19 protein-coding genes are annotated in these 18,423 nt (G+C 66.7%); 1 reads left to right on the top strand and 18 read right to left on the bottom strand.

Going from position 1 to position 18,423, the window contains the following annotated elements; translation table 11 throughout:
- Positions 1-9: 9 nt before the first annotated feature.
- Positions 10-1,038, top strand: a complete 1,029-nt coding sequence (locus ING98_15045; protein ID MCA3103180.1) for a TIGR04348 family glycosyltransferase — start codon at positions 10-12, stop codon at positions 1,036-1,038.
- On the opposite strand, the gene ING98_15040 is transcribed toward ING98_15045, so the two are convergent.
- From ING98_15040 to rpsB, 18 genes are all read right to left on the bottom strand, one after another.
- The gene (locus ING98_15040) at positions 951-1,778 is read right to left on the bottom strand and encodes a class I SAM-dependent methyltransferase (protein ID MCA3103179.1); all 828 of its coding nucleotides are present in this window, start codon (positions 1,776-1,778) and stop codon (positions 951-953) included. The genes ING98_15045 and ING98_15040 overlap by 88 nt on opposite strands.
- Positions 1,775-2,701 (bottom strand): flagellar motor protein MotB, encoded by a 927-nt coding sequence (motB, locus tag ING98_15035; GenBank protein MCA3103178.1) that lies wholly within the window; start codon positions 2,699-2,701, stop codon positions 1,775-1,777. The genes ING98_15040 and motB overlap by 4 nt, the downstream gene beginning before the upstream one ends.
- 39 nt (positions 2,702-2,740) lie before the next feature.
- Entirely contained in the window at positions 2,741-3,601 is an 861-nt protein-coding gene (gene motA, locus ING98_15030; GenBank protein MCA3103177.1) for a flagellar motor stator protein MotA, read from the bottom strand.
- 132 nt (positions 3,602-3,733) lie between these two features.
- Positions 3,734-4,468 (bottom strand): ribonuclease HII, encoded by a 735-nt coding sequence (locus ING98_15025; protein MCA3103176.1) that lies wholly within the window; start codon positions 4,466-4,468, stop codon positions 3,734-3,736.
- Positions 4,404-5,543 (bottom strand): lipid-A-disaccharide synthase, encoded by a 1,140-nt coding sequence (gene lpxB, locus ING98_15020; GenBank protein ID MCA3103175.1) that lies wholly within the window; start codon positions 5,541-5,543, stop codon positions 4,404-4,406. The genes ING98_15025 and lpxB overlap by 65 nt, the downstream gene beginning before the upstream one ends.
- Positions 5,540-6,319, bottom strand: a complete 780-nt coding sequence (lpxA, locus tag ING98_15015) for an acyl-ACP--UDP-N-acetylglucosamine O-acyltransferase (GenBank protein ID MCA3103174.1) — start codon at positions 6,317-6,319, stop codon at positions 5,540-5,542. Before lpxA ends, lpxB begins: the two co-directional genes overlap by 4 nt.
- Positions 6,320-6,338: 19 nt before the next feature.
- Entirely contained in the window at positions 6,339-6,776 is a 438-nt protein-coding gene (gene fabZ / locus ING98_15010; GenBank protein ID MCA3103173.1) for a 3-hydroxyacyl-ACP dehydratase FabZ, read from the bottom strand.
- Between the two features lie 13 nt (positions 6,777-6,789).
- A complete protein-coding gene (lpxD, locus tag ING98_15005; GenBank protein MCA3103172.1) occupies positions 6,790-7,860 on the bottom strand; it encodes a UDP-3-O-(3-hydroxymyristoyl)glucosamine N-acyltransferase in 1,071 nt (356 codons plus the stop codon).
- A 39-nt stretch (positions 7,861-7,899) separates the two neighbouring features.
- The gene (locus tag ING98_15000) at positions 7,900-8,379 is read right to left on the bottom strand and encodes an OmpH family outer membrane protein (GenBank protein ID MCA3103171.1); all 480 of its coding nucleotides are present in this window, start codon (positions 8,377-8,379) and stop codon (positions 7,900-7,902) included.
- Positions 8,380-8,474: 95 nt separating this feature from the next.
- On the bottom strand, positions 8,475-10,745 hold the full coding sequence (gene bamA / locus ING98_14995) for an outer membrane protein assembly factor BamA (protein MCA3103170.1): 2,271 nt from the start codon (positions 10,743-10,745) through the stop codon (positions 8,475-8,477).
- 72 nt (positions 10,746-10,817) lie between these two features.
- A complete protein-coding gene (gene rseP / locus ING98_14990; protein MCA3103169.1) occupies positions 10,818-12,179 on the bottom strand; it encodes an RIP metalloprotease RseP in 1,362 nt (453 codons plus the stop codon).
- A gap of 45 nt (positions 12,180-12,224) precedes the next feature.
- The gene (locus tag ING98_14985; GenBank protein ID MCA3103168.1) at positions 12,225-13,430 is read right to left on the bottom strand and encodes a 1-deoxy-D-xylulose-5-phosphate reductoisomerase; all 1,206 of its coding nucleotides are present in this window, start codon (positions 13,428-13,430) and stop codon (positions 12,225-12,227) included.
- Between the two features lie 4 nt (positions 13,431-13,434).
- Entirely contained in the window at positions 13,435-14,232 is a 798-nt protein-coding gene (locus ING98_14980; GenBank protein MCA3103167.1) for a phosphatidate cytidylyltransferase, read from the bottom strand.
- 28 nt (positions 14,233-14,260) lie between these two features.
- A complete protein-coding gene (gene uppS, locus ING98_14975; protein ID MCA3103166.1) occupies positions 14,261-15,112 on the bottom strand; it encodes a di-trans,poly-cis-decaprenylcistransferase in 852 nt (283 codons plus the stop codon).
- A 4-nt stretch (positions 15,113-15,116) separates the two neighbouring features.
- A complete protein-coding gene (gene frr, locus ING98_14970; protein MCA3103165.1) occupies positions 15,117-15,674 on the bottom strand; it encodes a ribosome recycling factor in 558 nt (185 codons plus the stop codon).
- A gap of 17 nt (positions 15,675-15,691) precedes the next feature.
- Complete coding sequence (locus tag ING98_14965) at positions 15,692-16,459, bottom strand: UMP kinase (protein MCA3103164.1); 768 nt, start codon at positions 16,457-16,459, stop codon at positions 15,692-15,694.
- A gap of 6 nt (positions 16,460-16,465) precedes the next feature.
- Positions 16,466-17,347 carry an elongation factor Ts gene (locus tag ING98_14960; GenBank protein MCA3103163.1) on the bottom strand — a complete coding sequence of 294 codons (882 nt, stop codon included), beginning with the start codon at positions 17,345-17,347 and terminating at the stop codon, positions 16,466-16,468.
- A 139-nt stretch (positions 17,348-17,486) separates the two neighbouring features.
- The gene (rpsB, locus tag ING98_14955) at positions 17,487-18,233 is read right to left on the bottom strand and encodes a 30S ribosomal protein S2 (protein ID MCA3103162.1); all 747 of its coding nucleotides are present in this window, start codon (positions 18,231-18,233) and stop codon (positions 17,487-17,489) included.
- Positions 18,234-18,423: the final 190 nt, after the last annotated feature.

Below are 18,423 nucleotides of genomic sequence, written 5' to 3'. Positions count from 1 at the left end.
AGTCCGTCCATGCAGGTCGTTCTGGTCACCCCCGCCCCGCCGGCCTCGCGCGCCGGCAACCGAAATACCGCCGTGCGCTGGGCACGCCTGCTGCGCCGGCTCGGCCACCGGGTGCGCGTCTGCACCGAGTGGCATCCGGCGACCGACGACCCGGTGGAGGCAGGCGCCCCTGCCGACCTGATGCTGGCGCTGCATGCACGGCGCAGCCATCCGTCGATCATGCGCTTCCGCGAGGCTTATCCAGGCCGCCCGCTGGTGCTGGCCCTGACCGGGACCGACCTCTACCGGGACATCATCGACGACCCAGACGCACAGCAGTCGCTGCGCGTCGCCGACAGCCTGGTAGTCCTGCAGCCCTGCGCGATCGACGAACTGCCGCCGGCACTGCATGCGCGTACGTTCGTCGTACATCAGTCCGCCCCCGCCGGGCGCCGGGCGCCGCCACTGCAGCGCAGTTTCGAGGTGTGCGTCGTCGGCCACCTGCGCGACGAGAAAGACCCGCTGCTCGCCGCGCGCGCGCTGTCACTGCTGCCGGCGATCCCGGGCCGCGGCCTCCCGTTGCGCGTCACCCAGGTCGGCCGCGCGCTCGACCCTTCGCTGGAACGCGAGGCGCGCCTGGCGATGGCAGCCGACAGGCGCTACCGCTGGCTCGGAGAGGTCACGCCAGGACGCGCGCGCGCGCTGATTGCGCGCGCCGGAGCAATGGTCATCAGTTCGCGGATGGAGGGTGGGGCCAATGTCGTGTCCGAAGCCATCGCCGCCGGCACACCGGTGATTGCCTCGCACATTCCCGGCAACCTCGGCCTGCTGGGCAGCGACTGGCCGGCGACCTTCCCCGTCGGAGACGCCCCGGCGCTCGCCGCGCTGCTCGCGCGCGTCGCGGCTGAACCGGCGTTCGTCGAACGGCTGCGTGCGGCGATCCGGGCACGGGCCTGGATCGCGGACCCGGCTCAGGAGCAGGCGGCACTCGCCACGGCGATCGGCGCTGCGGTCGCCTCGTCCGCGGCGGGCAGGCCGCCCGCACCGGCCAACCGGTAGACATGCAGGACGGAGCGGGTAGCATCCTCCACGCCATGACTGACGAGCGGTTCAACACCCGGCACTGCGAAGCTGTTGCTGATGAACAGGGTACCTGGGCGCATCTCCGCGAGTACCTTGCGCCAAAGCCGCTCCATCGGCACCGGTGACAGGTAAGCGTATACGACATCGGCACCGGACAGGTCGTGGGTCCAGAGATCGCGCCGCGCCACGGCCGCCTGGTTGGGAGACAGCCCGCACCGGAGCCGACTGACCAGGTAAGGCAGCCAGGCGGTCTCCAGCCCGAGGCATTCCAGCGTCGGGCGCTCCCGGCCGACGCTGGAGACCACGCCGCCGAACCCGCAGCCGACGTCGATGAAGCGGATCGGACGATCCTCGGGCAGCAGTGCGAGCAGCTGTTCACGCGCAGCCCTGCTGGTCAGGAACAACGGCACCCGTTCCCGTATCGCGTTGCCGTTGGTCAGCGCAAGAAGCGCGGCACCCGCCAGGTACAGCCAGGACGGTGGTGAGAAGCGGTCGAGCAGCAGAGCCGCCGGCACGAAAAGGCCGTGTATCGCGATCCACCAGGGCGCCTGCCCGGCCGCCGTCGCGAGCAGAACGGCGAGTGCAGCCTGCACGAAGGCCCAGCAGATCCAGGGCGCTTCCAGCGCGGCGACTCCGGCAAGCCCGTACAGCGCCACGGTGCCAACCGTGGCGACGGCCTGCACCAGCAACCCGGCAAGTGCGGGGGGCAGCTTCATCGTCCCGGTGAAACGGCCGGCGCCGCGCCGCTGCTGGCGGGAGGCGGTGCCGCGGGCGATGCGGCCGACTCGGCCGTGATGGCCTTCTCCGTCTTGCGGTTGAGGACGATGATGCTGATCCTGCGATTCACCGCATCGAGCGGAGCCGCGCCGGGAAAACCGACCGCCGAGGCCAGTCCGACCACGCGCAGCACCTTGGCATCCGCCATGCCGCCGGCGATCATCTCGCGGCGCGCCGAGTTTGCCCGCTCGGCCGACAGTTCCCAATTGCTGAATCCGCGGTCGCCGCTGCCGAAGCTCGCTGCATCGGTATGGCCCGAAAGACTGACCCTGTTCGGTACGTCATTCAGGATGATGCCGATCTCGCGCAGCAGATCACGGGTGTAGCTGGCGAGGTTGCTGCTGCCGGTCGGGAACATCGGCCGGTTCTGTTCGTCCACGATCTGGATGCGCAGGCCCTCAGGAGTCAGGTCGACCAGGAGCTGCTTCCGAAACGGGGCGAGGAGCGGATTGGCTTCGATCGCCTTCTCGATCTTTTCCTTCAGTTCGGCCAGGCGGGCAGCCTCACGGGCCTCCAGCTCGGCCTCGAGCTCACGCTCGTCGCGCGGGCGCGGCTCACTCTCGCCCTTGTGCACCTGGCCAGCGCTGGCGGTAAGGTCGGTGCCACCGCCCGGGATCACACTCTGTGCTTCACCGGTCGACGAACCGCCCATCAGCGCGGTCTTCAGCGGCGTATTGAAGTAGTCGGAGATGCCCTTTAGGTCCCCCTTGCTGACCGAACCTAGCAGCCACATCAGGAGGAAGAAAGCCATCATCGCGGTCACGAAGTCGGCGTATGCGATCTTCCAGGCGCCACCATGCTTGCCGTGGCCACCCTTCTTGATGCGCTTGACGACGATCGGGCGCTGCGATTCTTCAGCCATGGTGTCCCCGGGGTCCGGTCGTTCGGCGGCGGTCGGGCGTCATTTGCCTTTGCGCTGCTTCACTTCTTCCTCGAGTTCGCTGAAGCTCGGCCGCTCGGTCGAGTACAGCACCTTGCGCCCGAACTCCACCGCCACCTGCGGCGGATAGCCATTCAGGCTGGCGAGCAGCGTCACCTTGATGCACTGGAGCATCTTGGTCTGTTCCGAGAGCTTCTGTTCGAGCAGGCTGGAGAGCGGGCCGACGAATCCGTATGCCAGCAGGATGCCGAGGAAGGTGCCGACCAGGGCTGCCCCGATCTTCGCGCCGAGCACTGCAGGCGGCGCACCGACCGAGCCCATGGTCTTCACCACGCCCATCACCGCGGCGACGATGCCGAACGCAGGCAGGCCATCGCCGACCCGCGAGATGGCACCGATCGGGGCTTCCCCTTCGTGGTGGTGCGTCTCGATCTCGTTGTCCATCAGGTTCTCGATCTCGAACGCATTCAGGTTGCCGCCGACCATCAACCGCAGGTAATCGACCAGGAAGTCCATTGCGTGATGGTCTTCAAGGATCATCGGATACTTGGTGAAGATCGGCGACTGGTCGGGCGACTCGACGTCCGATTCGATCGACATCAGGCCTTCCTTGCGTACCTTGGCAAGCAGGTCGTAGAGCAGCGACAGCAGCTCCAGGTACATGCCTTTGGTGTACTTCGAGCCCTTGAAACAGGAAGGCAGGGTGGCGAAAGTGGCCTTGATCACCTTCGACGAGTTGGCCACCAGGAACGCGAAGAACGCGGCTCCGCCGATGATCACCAGCTCGGCTGGCTGCCAGAGCGGGCCGAGCTTGCCTCCGGCCAGCATGTAGCCGCCCAGCACCATCACCGTAACCCCGATCCAGCCGACTATGACAAGCATGCGCGCTCCGCCTCGTCCGTTTGCCGCGTCCGCTCACCCAGCCGATGGGTGTACGCAGCCCTCCGTTAACGGACGCTTTCCGGGCGACTTGAGCAGTCCGGGCGCTCCCTGCCTCGGGCGGCCGGGCAGCGGTCAGGCTCGGCGGAACAGGTCGCAGGCGCGGGCCACCGGCGCGAACGAGTACCGGTGCATCGCACAGGGACCCAGTCGGGCCAGCGCTTCGAGATGCTCGCGCGTCGGGTAGCCCATGTGACGCTCGAACCCATAGCCGGGATGCTCCAGCGCCAGCTCCCGCATCCGGGCGTCGCGCGCAGTCTTGGCCAGGATCGACGCCGCCGAGATGGCAGCCACCCGCGCATCGCCGCCGACCACGGCACGCAGCGCAAAACCGTGGCCGGCCTCGAAATCCGGCAGCTGGTTGCCGTCCACCCAGACCGCCTGCGGCGGGGGCTGCAAGGCCAACACGGCCCTGCGCATCGCCTGCAGGCTGGCGCGCAGGATGTTCAGGGCGTCGATCTCGGCAGGCTCCACCACCGCGATCGACCAGCAGAGCGCACGTTCACGGATCTGCAGCGACAGCGCCTCGCGCCGCGCCGGCGTCAGGACCTTGGAATCGGCCAGCCCGGCGATCGGCCGGCGCGGGTCGAGCACGACCGCGGCAGCATGGACCGGACCGGCGAGCGGCCCTCGTCCCGCCTCGTCCACCCCGCACAGGCCTGGAGGGAGCTGCCCGAGTGCCGCCGTCCGCTCGACCGCGCCGCCCCTGCCGCCAGCGCTGGCAGCCCGGATCGTGCGAGCCACCCTACCCCTCCAGGACTTCCAGCACGGCCATCGAAGTACGCTCGGCGCTGCCCTGGCGCAACTCATCGTGCATCCGCGCGAACAGCTCGCCCAGCTCGCGTCGTACCGGTGCATCGCCGATCAGGTTGGCCACCGCCTGGGACAGGTTCTCGGCCGTCGCATGCTCCTGGATAAGCTCCGGAACCACGAAGCGCCCGGCCAGGATGTTCGGCAGGCCACCGTAGGCAAGGTAGCCCTTGCCGCGCATCAACCGCCAGGACCAGTCTGCCATCCGGTAGGTGATCACCATCGGACAGCGCAGCAGGGCCGCCTCGAGCGTCGCAGTCCCGGATGCGACCAGAGCCGCATCCGCCGCGGTCAGGGCAGCATGGGCATGGCCGAACAGGATGTGCAGCGGCAGGTGCTGGGCATCCCGGTCGTAGAGCGCACGCTCGAAGCGGTTGCGTGTTTCGCGACTCACCAGCGGCACCAGAAACTGCGCGTCGGGCAGGCGCGCATGCAGCCGACGCGCGGTCTCGACGAACAGGTCGGCCATGTACTCCAGTTCGCCATCGCGGCTGCCGGGCAGCAGCGCAATGACTGGCGCAGAGGCCGGCAGGCGCAGGCGTTCGCGGGTGCCGGTGCGGTCGGGGAACTCCGGCAGCAGGTCGGCCAGCGGATGCCCTACGTAGGTCACCGGGACACCCTGTCGCTCGAGCAGCGGCTTCTCGAACGGGAACAGCGCAAGCACCTGGTCGGCAGCCTCCTTCAACAGACGCACTCGCTCGCCGCGCCAAGCCCAGATCGACGGACAGACATAGTGGATCGTACGCACCCCTTTCGACCGCAGCCGGCGCTCGACCTCGAGATTGAAGTCGGGCGCATCGATACCGACGAAAAGGTCGGGCTTGTCGCGCGACAGGCGGGACACCAGCCTGCGCCGCACGGCCAGGATCTCGCGGTAGCGACGCAGCACCTCGACATAGCCGCGCACCGCCAGCGTCTCCATCGGATGCCAGCAGTCGAGGCCGGCAGCACGCATCTTCGGGCCACCGATGCCGCAGAACACGATGTCCGGACGGCGTACCTTCAGCGCCACCATGAGTTCCGCCCCCAGCAGGTCGCCGGACGGCTCCCCCGCTACCAGCGCGACTGTCGTCAACGCGCAAGCCCGCGACGCTGCGCGGCGATGAAGGCAGTCAGCAGGCCGATCAGCGGAACCTCGGCGGCCTGGCGCTCGAGTTCGACGCGAGCTTCCTCCAGCGGCAGGCCGGACCGGTAGAGGGTGCGGTAGGCACGCTTCACCGCCTGCACGGTCGCCGCATCATGGCCGCGACGGCGCAGCCCCTCGCCGTTGATGCCCTTCGGCCCGGCCGGATTGCCGGCCGCCATCACGAACGGTGCGATGTCCTGCAGCACCACGCTGCCGACAGAGGTGATGCAGTGTGCGCCGATGCTGCAGAACTGGTGCACCCCGGTGAAGCCACCGAGGATCGCATGGTCTCCGATCGAGACGTGGCCGGCGAGCTGCGTGCTGTTTGCGATGATCACCTGGTCGCCGACAAGGCAGTCGTGCGCCACGTGCACATAGGCCATGATCCAGTTGTCGCTGCCGATCCGGGTGACACCACCGTCCTGCACGGTGCCGCAGTTGAAGGTGCAGAACTCCCGGATCGTGTTGCGGTCGCCGATCACCAGGCGCGTCGGTTCACCGGCGTACTTCTTGTCCTGCGGGACCTCGCCGATCGAACAGAACTGGAAGATGCGGTTGCCGGCGCCGATCTCGGTCAGCCCGCGGATCACGCAGTGCGGGCCGATCGAGGATCCGGCCCCGATCTTCACGCCCGGGCCGATCAGGGTATAGGCGCCGACTTCGACGTCACCGGACAGCTCCGCACCGGGCTCGACGATCGCCGTCGGATGAATACGTGTGCTCATGTCCCGCTCCCGGCCCCGATCAGGCGATCGCCCGCCGCACGCAGGTGATTTCGCACTCGGCGGCAAGCTTGCCGTCCACCTTCGCCATACCCTTGAACTTGTAGACGTCCCGCATGTGCCTGGAAAGCTCGACTTCCAGGTGCAACTGGTCGCCCGCGTGCACCGGCCGCTTGAAGCGTGCACCGTCCACGCCGGCCAGGTAGTACACCGACCCGTCGTCCGGACGCGCCTTGACGGTCTTGAAGGAAAGGATTGCCGCAGCCTGGGCGAGGCTCTCGACGATCAGTACGCCCGGCATCACCGGATGGTGCGGAAAATGCCCGGGAAAGAACGGCTCGTTGATCGACACGTTCTTGAGGGCGCGAATGCGTACGCCCGGTTCGCATTCGAGCACCCGGTCGACCAGAAGGAACGGAAAGCGGTGCGGCAGGTACTGCAGTATCTCGTGTATGTCCATCGATTCGCTCACGTCATTCCCCCTCCGAAGCCTTCCGGCGAGCCGGTCGGCCGTCCGCCATGTTCGATTCGAGGGCGGCCAGCCGCCCTTCGAGTTCCCTGATCCGGTCGGCCATACGCGCCAGGTGCCGTACCTGGGCGGCGTTCTGCAGCCAGCGGTCATGCGCCTGCACTGGCATGTACCCGGTCACCTTCCCCGGCTCGTGGATCGAGCGGGTAACCAGCGTGAACGGAGACACCTCGACGCCATCGGCAATCTCCAGGTGGCCGAGTATGCCTGCGGCCCCGCCAATGCGGCACCCGCTGCCGATGCGCGCGCTGCCCGCGATACCGACGCAGCCGGCAATAACGCTGAAAGGCCCGATGCGCACGTTGTGCCCGACCTGCACCAGGTTGTCGATCTTGCAGCCCTCGCCGATCACGGTGTCGTCGAGCGCACCGCGGTCGATGGTCGTGTTGGCGCCGATCTCGACATCGTCGCCGACCACGACCGTACCCACCTGCGGGATCTTCACCCAGCGGCCCCGATCAGGCGCGAACCCGAACCCGTCCGCACCGATCACCGCCCCAGGATGCACCACGCAGCGCGCACCGAGCCGGCAGCCTTCGCAGAGGGTGACGTTCGCAGCGAGCCAGGTATCGCTGCCGATGACGGCCTTCGCCATCACTCGGCAGCCCGGTCCTATCGAAACGCCGGCCTCGACCACGGCGCCCGGACCGATCGAGGCGCCGGCACCGATGGACGCGGACGGGTCCACCCGCGCAGATCGATCGACCGACGCCGACGGATCGACGCCAGGATGAACCGGCGCGGGCGGATTCAGCCGCTGCGCAACCCTGGCGTAATATGCGTAAGGATTCGACGCTACGATCCGTGGCAGGCTGGTCGCCTCGCGTTCGGACTCCGCGACGATCACCGCGCTTGCACGCGTAGATGCGAGCTGGCCGCGATAGCGCGGATTGGCGAGAAAACCGATCGCGCCCGGGCCCGCCTCTGCCAGCGACCCCACGGATCTGATCAGCGGGTCGCCACCGAGCCGTTCACCACCGAGCACGGCAACGATTTCCGACAGTTTCAACGCCATCGGGCGGGGGACGAAGCGGATGCCGTCGGCCAACCGGCGCTATCTGTCCGACGCGGCCAAGGCCTTCAGGACCTTTTCCGTGATGTCGATCCTGGGGCTACGGTACACGGCTTCCTGGAAAACGAGGTCGAGCTTGTCGCTCTCGGCGATGCGCTTGATCACGGCGTTCACGCGCTCGAGGACGGTGGCCATCTCCTCGTTGCGACGGATGTTCAGATCTTCACGGAACTCGCGCTGCAGGCGCTGGAACTGCTGGGTCAGGCGCGCCAGTTCCTGTTCGCGCTTGTTGCGCTCCGTATCGGACAGCGTCACCGCTTCTTTCTCGAGCGACACCTGGAGATCCTTGGCACGGCTGGCGAGGCGCTGAAGCTCCTGGTCACGCGGCGCGAAATCCTTCTCGAGGCGCTTCTGCGCACGCACGGCCGGGGCCGCCTCACGCAGGATGCGTTCGGTATCCACGAACCCGATACGGAGATCGGAAACCTGCGCCCAGACACCCTGACTTGCGGCCAGCGTCATCACCAGCCCGATCGCCAACCAGAACCTTCGAACCATCCCTGCCCCCGAGTGAACGGCCGGTGCATGATGCACCCCACGCTGGATCATACCACCGGTCAGAACACGCTCCCGAAGGTGAACTGGAAACGCTGCAGGCGATCGGTACTCTCGTTGTTGAGCGGCTTTGCGATGCTCAGCTTGAGAGGACCGAAGGGCGATATCCAGGTTACCGCAAGCCCGGTCGAATACCGGATGTTGCGCGTCGTGAACGAATCATCGGCATATCCAGCATCGAAGAAGGTGCTGAGCCGAACCGACCGGTCGTTGCGCAGCCCGGGGAACGGGAACAACAGTTCGGCGTTGCCGACCATCTTGTGCGAGCCGCCGATGGGGATGTTGTCCGGGTCGCGGGGCCCGACCCAGCCGGTGGCGTAGCCGCGGACGGAGTTGATGCCACCGACGAAGTAGTTGCGGTAGAAGGGCAGCGGCTTTCCGCCCAGACCATTGCCGACACCGATATCGCCGGTGAGTTGCAGTGTGACGTCACGCGTCAACGGGAGGAAATACTGGCCGATGTAGTTCAGGCGGTAGTACTCGAGATCGCTGCCCGGGATGGTCACCTCGGCGAACGCGCGCTGGAACGTGCCACGCGTCGTATAGATACGGCTGTCGCGCCGGTCGATCGCAAAGCCGACGGTGGCAAACACCGCCAGGTTAGACGGACCGAACGTGTTCACGAAGTCGATGTAGCGCTTCGGGCTGTCCGCATACGTAGTGATATCGGTCTGCTCCGTGGTCAGCCCGACGTTCAAGGTGACGTCCTCGGTCACGGGCAGGCCGAGCCGGAAGCCGAGGCCGGCCGTCTTGGTGAGGTAGTTTCCGAGGCCCAGCGACGACGGGTCGTACGTGCGGCGGTAGACGTCGAAGCCGGCGCTCACGCCGTCGGAAGTGAAATACGGGTTGGTGAACGAAATCGACGCAGTACGGTTGACGCGCCCGGTGTTCAGCTGGACCGCCAGCGCGTTGCCACTGCCGAAGATGTTGTTCTGCGACACCGAGCCCTGAAGGATCAGGCCGTCGCCGCTGGCGAAACCGACACCGAACAGCAGGTTTCCGGTGGCGCGTTCGACTACCGACACGTTGACGTCGACCTGGTCGTTCGCGCCAGGTACCGCCGGCGTCTCGATGTTCACCTCGGAAAAATAACCGAGACGGTCGACCCGCCGGCGCGACCGGGTGAGTGCTTCGGCGTTGTACCAGCCGCCTTCGAACTGGCGTATCTCGCGCCGGATCACCTCGTCGCGGGTACGAGTGTTACCCGCAATGTTGACCCGCCGCACATAGACACGACGACCCGGATCGACGAAGAAGGTGAACGACGCCGTCCGATTCTGCTTGTCGATCTCCGGCACCGCATTGACGTTCGCAAACGCGTAACCCTCGTCGCCCAGCCGTTCGGTCATCGCCTTCGTGGATTCGGTCAGCCGCTCCCGCGAGAACGTCTCGCCGGACTTCAGCCGCAGCAGACGCCGCAGGTCGGCCTCGGGCAGCAGCAGGTCACCGGCGAAGCGCACGTCGGAAACCGTGTAACGCTCGCCTTCGATGACGTTGATCGTGATGAAGATATCGCGCCGGTCCGGCGTGATCTGGACCTGCGTCGACTCGATGGTGAACTCCAGGTAGCCGCGGTTCTGGTAGTGCGAGCGGATCGTTTCGAGGTCGGCGGACAGCCGGTCGCGCGAATACTGGTCGAGCTTGCTGTACCAGGTGAGCCAGCCAGGCGTACGCTGCTTCATCAGGCCGAGCAGCGTGCTTTCGGAGAAGACCTTGTTGCCGACGAAATTGATCTGACGGATGCGCGCGACATCGCCTTCGCTGATCTGGAAGGACACGCCGACACGGTTGCGCTCGAGCGGCGTCACCGTTGTCTGCACCTGCGCCGCATAGCGACCGCGGTTGATGTACTGGCGCTTGATCTCCTGTTCGGCACGCTCGAGCTGCGCCTTGTCGAAAATGCGCCCGTCGGAAAGTCCGATACTGCGCAGAGCCGCGCGTAGCTGGTCTGCGCTGAACTCCTTGGAGCCGCTGATCTCGACCGAGGCGATGGCCGGGCGCTCCTGCACCGTCACGATCAGAACGTCCCCGTCGACCTCGAGGCGCACGTCGGTGAAGAAGCCGGTGGCGTACAGCGCACGAATCGCCCGCGCTGCGCCCTCGTCGGTCATACGCTCGCCTACCTTGACCGGCAGGTAGCCGAAGATGGTGCCGGGCTCGGTACGCTGGAGACCCTCGACGCGGATGTCACGTACGGTGAACGGATCGAATGCGGAACTTGCCTGGGCCCAGCACAGCGCGAGGCCAACCACCAGATGTCTTGCGCGCAGCATGTAGTCGTAGGAGTTTGGGCAATCGTCGGCAGCTACGCCGCCAGACGACCCGACCGGAAGGATCGGCCCGGATTAACCGCCGATCAGGCGGTGGATGTCATTGAAGATCGCGAAGGCCATCAGCACGAAGAGCACACCCATGCCGACCTGCTGGCCGATGGCCATTGCCCGTTCGGAAACCGGGCGGCGCCCGACGACTTCCACCGCATAGTACATCAGGTGTCCGCCGTCGAGCATCGGGATCGGCAGCAGGTTCAGCACCCCCAGACTGATGCTGATCAGCGCGATGAAGGTGAGGTAGGCAATCCATCCGACCTGCACGGACTGGCCCGCATAATCGGCGATCGTGATAGGGCCGGACAGGTTCTTGAGCGAAACCTCGCCAATCAGCATCTTGCCCAGCATCTGCAGGCTCAACACCGAGGTGCTCCAGGTCTTGGCGACCGCCTCGCGGAGGCTTTCCAGCGGGCCGTAGCGTACGTCGACCATCATGGCCTCGACCTGGGCCGGATCGACCTTCGGCCCGATGCCCACCTTGCCGATGACCTGGCCGCCTTCCTCGGCGGAGTCGGGAACCAGCCGGACGGTCGGCATCGCACGCCCGGCCCGGTCGATCTCGATGTCGAGCGGCTTTCCCGGGTGCGCACGGATGGTCCTCACCAGCGCGCCCCAGTCATCGACTGGCCGGGCATCGATCGACAGTACCCGGTCACCCGCCAGCACGCCGGCGCGATCGGCGACGCTGCCGGCCACGACACGGCCGATCACCGGGTCGAGCCTCGGCTGCGCCACGGCGAGGCCGATGTGGCCCAGGAAGTTCTCTTCGATCTGCGCTGTGGCCACGCCAGAGAGGTCGAGTTCGCGCACCGCGGGCTGCCCGCGTGCGTCGACCACTTCGATGTTGACCGCAGCGCGATCGACGCCATGGCCCAGGATGCGCCAGCGCACGTCCTGCCACTGGAGCACAGCCGCGCCGTCGACAGCGCGTACCGTGTCGCCGGCCCGTAACCCTGCGGCGGCGGCGATCGACCCTGGCGGTGGTTCTGCAATGACCGGCTTCATGCCCGGGATGCCGTGCATGAACAGCGCCCAGTAGAGGACGATCGCCAGCAGGAAGTTGGCAAGCGGCCCGGCCGCGACGATCGCTATACGCTTCCACACCGACTGCCGGTTGAAGGCCCGCGGCAGGTCGGCCGGGGCGACGTCATCCTCGCGTTCGTCGACCATCTTCACATAGCCGCCCAGCGGTATCGCACCGATCACCCATTCGGTCCGGTCGGCACCGTAGACGCGCCGTACCAGAGGCCGGCCGAAGCCGACCGAGAAGCGCAGCACCTTGACGCCGCACCAGCGCGCGACGCTGTAGTGCCCGAATTCGTGCACGACGATCAGGATGCCGAGTGCAAAGATGAAGGCAACGACCGTAGTCAGCATGGCGACGGATACTTCCGGTGGGTGGCGAGGAGCCCGATAACCATACTAGCAGGCACGGCGGGCGACGGCCGTGCCTGCCGCACGTCGAGCGGCGGCATCCGCCTCCAGCACGCCCGCCACCGAGCCGGCATCGCCCGGCAACGGCTGCGCGAGCACCGTCTCGATCACCGGCGCGATATCCCCGAAGCGCAGCCGGCGGCCGAGGAAGGCCTCGACTGCCACCTCGTTCGCAGCGTTCAGCACCGCGCTGGACGTACCCCCGGCGGCCAGCGCAGCCCACGCGAGCGGCAGGCAGGGAAACCGACGCGGATCCGGCGCCTCGAACTCGAGACGGCCGGTCTTCAGCAGGTCGAGGAACTCGACGCCGGCATCGATACGCGCAGGAAAGCCCAGGCCGTAGGCGATCGGTGTACGCATGTCGGGCTGGCCGAGCTGGGCGAGCACCGAGCCGTCGCGATACTCCACCATCGAGTGCACGACGCTCTGCGGATGCACCAGGACTTCGATCTGCGACGGAGGCGCGCCGAACAGCCAGTGGGCCTCGATCACCTCGAGTGCCTTGTTCATCATGGTCGCGGAATCGACCGATATCTTGCGGCCCATCACCCAGTTCGGGTGACGGCACGCCTCCTCCGGCGTCACGTCGGCCACCGACTCGGGGGAGCGGCTGCGAAAGGGTCCTCCCGACGCCGTGAGCAGGATCCGGCGCACGCCGGCCGCACACAGGTCGCCGGCGAAGTCGCGCGGCAGGCACTGGAAGATAGCGTTGTGCTCGCTGTCGATAGGCACCAGCGACGCGCCATGACGACGCAGTTCCCCGATGAACAGACCGCCGGTCATCACCAGCGCCTCCTTGTTCGCCAGCAGCACCCGCTTGCCATGACGCGCCGCCTCGAGCGTGGGCATCAGGCCGGCTGCACCGACGATCGCTGCCATGACCACGGACGCATCCGGGTGTCCGGCAGCTGCGATGCAGGCATCGGGACCCGATGCAACCTCGGTTGCCACGCCGCGCGCGCGCAGCCGCACGGCCAGGGCCTCCGCCGCGAGCGGATCGGAGAGCACGGCAAGCTTCGGCTGGAACTCCAGGCACTGCACGTAAAGACGCTCGACCTGGGTGGCGGCTGTCAGCGCCACCACCCGGAAGCGCCCGGGATGCCGCCGGACGATGTCGAGGGTATTCACGCCGATCGTGCCGGTCGCGCCGAGCACGGTGAGCCCGGCCGGTTCTGTCTGTGTCTGGACGGTCATTGGGTCATCCGGCGGAAAGGTAGATCGCGAGGGCAGCCACCGGAAGCGTCGACGTCAGCCCGTCGATACGGTCGAGCACACCGCCATGGCCGGGCAGCAGCGTCCCGCTGTCCTTCGCGCCGGCCTGGCGCTTCACCAGCGATTCGAAAAGGTCGCCCAGCACGCTCAGCGCGGTGAGCGTCACGGCGAGTGCCCAGCCCGGGGCGCCGGCCAGCGGCCCCGCGACCGCGTCGCCCCATGACTGCAGCACGAACACGTAGAGCGCCACGCACGCCGCTCCGCCGGCAACCCCTTCCCACGTCTTGCCCGGGCTGATGGACGGAGCCAGCTTGTGGCGGCCGAAAGACCGGCCGGCAAAGTACGCGCCGGTGTCGGCAAACCATACGATGCACAGAAGCGACAGCAGTTGCCAGGGCCACTGGCCGAGCCATGCAAGGGCCGCGCCCGCCGGCGCCAGCACCAGCCAGCCGACCGGGATGGAGGCCTTGCGCACCGCCGCCGCGCGGGCAAGGAAGGCCGGCATCAGCATCGCCCATGCGATGCCCGCCAGCGCCCACCCGGCTGCCACCCATGCCAACGGCATGCCGGCGAGCGGCGCGGCGATCGAGAGCGCCACTGCGGCACAGAAAGCAGCCGTGGCCGTCCTGCCGAGTCCGGTGAGTCTTGCCCACTCGTACGCGCCGACCGTGAAGAATGACGCGACGCCCAGCATCCACGCCCAGTGCGGCACGAACCAGAGCCCCGCCACGCACAAAGCGATGAGAACGACGGCTGTCGCTATCCGCTGACCAAGCATGCTCAGCCGAGCCCCTGCACGAATGCGCGGGCGATCACCGCGCGCCGGCGACCCTGGGCAACCCTGCCCCCTCGTCCGGACCCGGCTGCGCGAGCGCCTCGGCCGCACACGCTTGACCGGCTTCGCGCCGAACCTGGTCGCTGGTACGGCCGAAACGCCGCTCGCGATTGCGAAAGGCCTCGACCGCAGCCTGCATGTCGGTCGAGCCGAAATCGGGCCAGAGCGTCTCGGTAAACCACAACTCGGTATAGGCGAGCTGCCAAAGCAGGAAGTTGCTGATACGGGTCTCGCCGCCGGTACGAATGAACAGGTCGGGTTCGGGCGCATGTGCAAGCGCGAGGTGCGTGGCGATTTCGGCTTCGCGCAACGAGGCGACGGCACCGCCCTGACCGCACGCCGCCCGCGCGGCCAGCGCGCGATTGACCGCCTGAGTGATGTCCCAACGTCCGCCGTAGTTGGCCGCGATCGTCAGCGTCATGCGGGCATTGTCGCGGGTGGTGGCCTCGGCATCCTCGATGAGCTTCTGCAGGCCGGGCTCGAAGCGCGCCCGGTCACCCACCACCCGGAACCGTACGCCGTGCTCGTGCAGGCGGGACACCTCATGCTCGATCGCCGTCGCGAACAATTCCATCAGCGCCGACACTTCATCCGGCGGCCGCTGCCAGTTCTCGCTGCTGAAAGCGAACAGCGTCAGGTGTTCTATCCCGAGTTCGCCGCACGCCTGCACCGTCGCCCGAACGGCATTCACGCCACGACGATGACCTGCCACACGCGGCAGCATCCGCTGACGCGCCCAGCGACCGTTGCCGTCCATGATGATTGCGACATGGCGCGGCACGTCCCCCGGGGGAAACCCGGGTGCGATCGGCTCCTGCCGGCGGAACATGGCTTCAGACCGCCAGCAGTTCGGCTTCCTTGACCTGGAGCGCCTTGTCGATTTCAGAGATGAACCGGTCGGTCAGCTTCTGCACGTCATCCTGGGCGCGTCGCTCGTCGTCCTCGGCGACCTTCTTGTCCTTCAGGAGCGCCTTGAGTTCCGCATTCGCATCGCGCCGGATGTTGCGCACTGCAACCTTCGCATCCTCGCCCTCGCCGCGCACCACCTTGATCAGGTCACGGCGACGCTCTTCCGTCAGCGACGGCATCGGCACGCGCACCAGCTCGCCGGTGGTCGACGGATTCAGCCCGAGGTCGGAGTCGCGGATAGCCTTCTCGATCGTGCTGGCCATCTTCTTCTCCCAGGGCGTGACCCCGATCGTGCGGGCGTCGATCAGGGTGATGTTGGCCACCTGCGTGATCGGCGTCGGCGAGCCATAGTAGTCGACCTGGATATGGTCGAGGATGCCGGGATGCGCACGCCCGGTACGCACCTTCGCCAGGTTGGCCTTGAGCGCTTCGACGCTCTTGACCATCTTCTGTTCGGCGTTCTTCTTGACCTCTGCAATCATCGGCTGCTCCGCACTGATCAGGAATGAACCAGCGTGCCTTCATTCTCGCCGGAAACCACGCGTCTGAGCGCGCCCGGCTTGAAGATGCTGAAGACACGTATCGGCAGGTTCTGGTCGCGGCACAGCGTCAGTGCCGTCGCGTCCATCACCTTGAGCTGCTTGTTGACCGCTTCGTCGAACGTCAGCGAGTCATAGCGGGTCGCCGCCGGATTACGCTGCGGATCATCGGTGTAGATGCCGTCGACCTTGGTCGCCTTCAGTACGACGTCGACGCCCATCTCCATTCCGCGCAGCGCGGCTGCGGTGTCCGTCGTGAAGAACGGATTTCCGGTCCCGGCGGCGAAAATGACTACCCGGCCCTCTTCAAGGTAGCGCATCGCCTTGCCACGGATATAGGGTTCGGCAACCTGCTCGACGGTCAGCGCCGACTGGACACGGGTCTCGATGCCGGCCTTGCGCAGCGCATCCTGCAGCGCGAGCGCGTTGATGATCGTCGCCAGCATGCCCATGTAATCGGCCGTCGCGCGGTCCATGCCGGCCGCACCGGGCGCGACGCCACGGAAGATGTTGCCGCCGCCAATCACCACTGCGGTCTGCACGCCGAGCCGCACCACGTCCACAACCTCCTCGACGATGCGAGCGATCGTCGGCCGGTTGATGCCGAACTGATCCGGCCCCATCAGGGCCTCGCCCGACAGCTTGAGCAGGATCCTGCGGTACGCAGGACCTGTTGCTGCCGGGCTGCCTGTGGGCGTCGCCGCTGTCTGGTCGTGGTGGTCGGCCATGCGGGATCAGACTCCCTTCGCCGCAGCCGCCACTTCGGCAGCGAAATCGACCTGCTTCTTTTCGATGCCTTCGCCCACGAGGAACAGCACGAAGCGCTTCACGGTGGCACCTTTCGACTTCAGCAGCTGTTCGATCGTCTGCTTGTCGTCCTTCACGAACGGCTGGCCGAGCAGGGTCACTTCCTTCAGGAATTTCTGCACCGAGCCTTCGACCATCTTGGCGACGATCTCGGCAGGCTTGCCGGACTCGGCGGCCTTCTGCGCAGCGATCGACCGCTCGCGCTCGATCAGTTCGGCCGGCACTTCATCTCGGCCCAGCGACACCGGCTTGGTCGCGGCGATGTGCATCGCGATGTCCTTCGCCAGGGTTTCGTCGCCACCGACGACATCGACCACCACGCCGATCTTCGACCCGCCGTGGATGTACGTCGCAATACGCCCCTGTGCCTCGATGCGCACGAAGCGGCGCAACGAGAGATTCTCGCCGATACGGCCAACCAGTTCCGTGCGCGTCGACTCGACCGTCGCGCTGCGCAGCGGCAGTTGCGACAGCGCGGCGACGTCGGCCGGAGCCCTCTCCGCCACCAGCGCGGCGCAGTCGCGTGCGAACCCGAGGAAGTCGTCGTTCTTCGCAACGAAATCTGTCTCGCAGTTGATTTCGATGATCGCGGCCAGCTTGCCATCGCCCGAAACGTGCACCCCGACGACCCCTTCGGCAGCGATCCGGCCCGCGGCCTTCGTCGCCTTGTTGCCGAGCTTCACGCGCAGGATCTCTTCCGCGCGCGCCATGTCTCCAGCAGCCTCGGTCAGCGCTTTCTTGCATTCCATCATCGGCGCGTCGGTCTTCTCGCGCAGGTCCTTTACCATGCCAGCGGTGATCTCGGCCATGGACGTATCCTTCCTTTCAGGGGCGTGCCACACGGCACACCCGGACTTCGAATCGATCGGTTGACCCCTGCAGCGACCAGGCCGCTGCCGGGGCTTGCGGGACACGGGGCCCCGCCCTTTCCAGACCCGCCGCAGGCAATCAGGCCTGGACGGATTCCTCGCCTGCCTCGACCTCGACGAACTCGTCGCCGACGATTTCCTGGATCGACTGGCTGCGCCCCTCGAGAATCGCATCGGCCACGCCACGAGCATAGAGGCGCACCGCGCGGCTGGAATCGTCGTTGCCGGGAATCACGTAATGCACGCCTTCCGGCGAATTGTTGCTGTCGACGATCGCAATCACCGGGATGCCCAGAACCTTGGCTTCCTGCACGGCGATCTTGTGGTAACCCACGTCGATGATGAAGATCGCGTCGGGCAGCGACGTCATGTCCTTGATGCCGCCGAGGGAGCGCTCGAGTTTCTCGAGGTCGCGCTGGAACGTCAGCGCTTCCTTCTTGGACAGTTTCTCGGCGTTGCCTTCGGCGACCATGGCCTCGAGATCCTTCAGGCGCTTGATCGAGCCCTTGACCGTCTTGAAGTTGGTCAGCATGCCGCCCAGCCAGCGGTGGTCGACGAAGGACGCACCGGCCCGGGTAGCTTCCTCGCGGACGATCTCGCGCGCCTGGCGCTTGGTGCCGACGAAGAGGATGTTGCCCTTGTTCGCGGCGAGTTTGCGCACGAACTTCATCGCCTCGTCGTACATGACGATCGATTTCTCGAGGTTGATGATGTGAATCTTGTTACGGTGCCCGAAGATGTAAGGTGCCATCTTGGGATTCCAGTAACGGGTCTGGTGGCCGAAGTGGACCCCGGCTTCCAGCATGGTGCGCATGGTGACTGACATCGAGAAACTCCCTAGGGTTGGTCCGCCACGCTCCGCAACTGCCTCCGCTGCTCCGGGACTGCCGGCACTTTCGTGCCGGACACCGCCCGGAACGGCGGACACCCTGTGTATCGGTGCGTGTGTGAAATGGTGAATCTTGTGAAACGGGAAATTCAGACGAAACCGCAAGCCGGCCGACATGGCCGCTGGC

The organism is Rhodocyclaceae bacterium (assembly GCA_020248265.1).
Lineage (GTDB): Bacteria > Pseudomonadota > Gammaproteobacteria > Burkholderiales > CAIKXV01 > CAIKXV01.
Note: the sequence above shows the minus strand (reverse complement) of the source record. Positions and strands in the feature narration are given on the sequence as shown.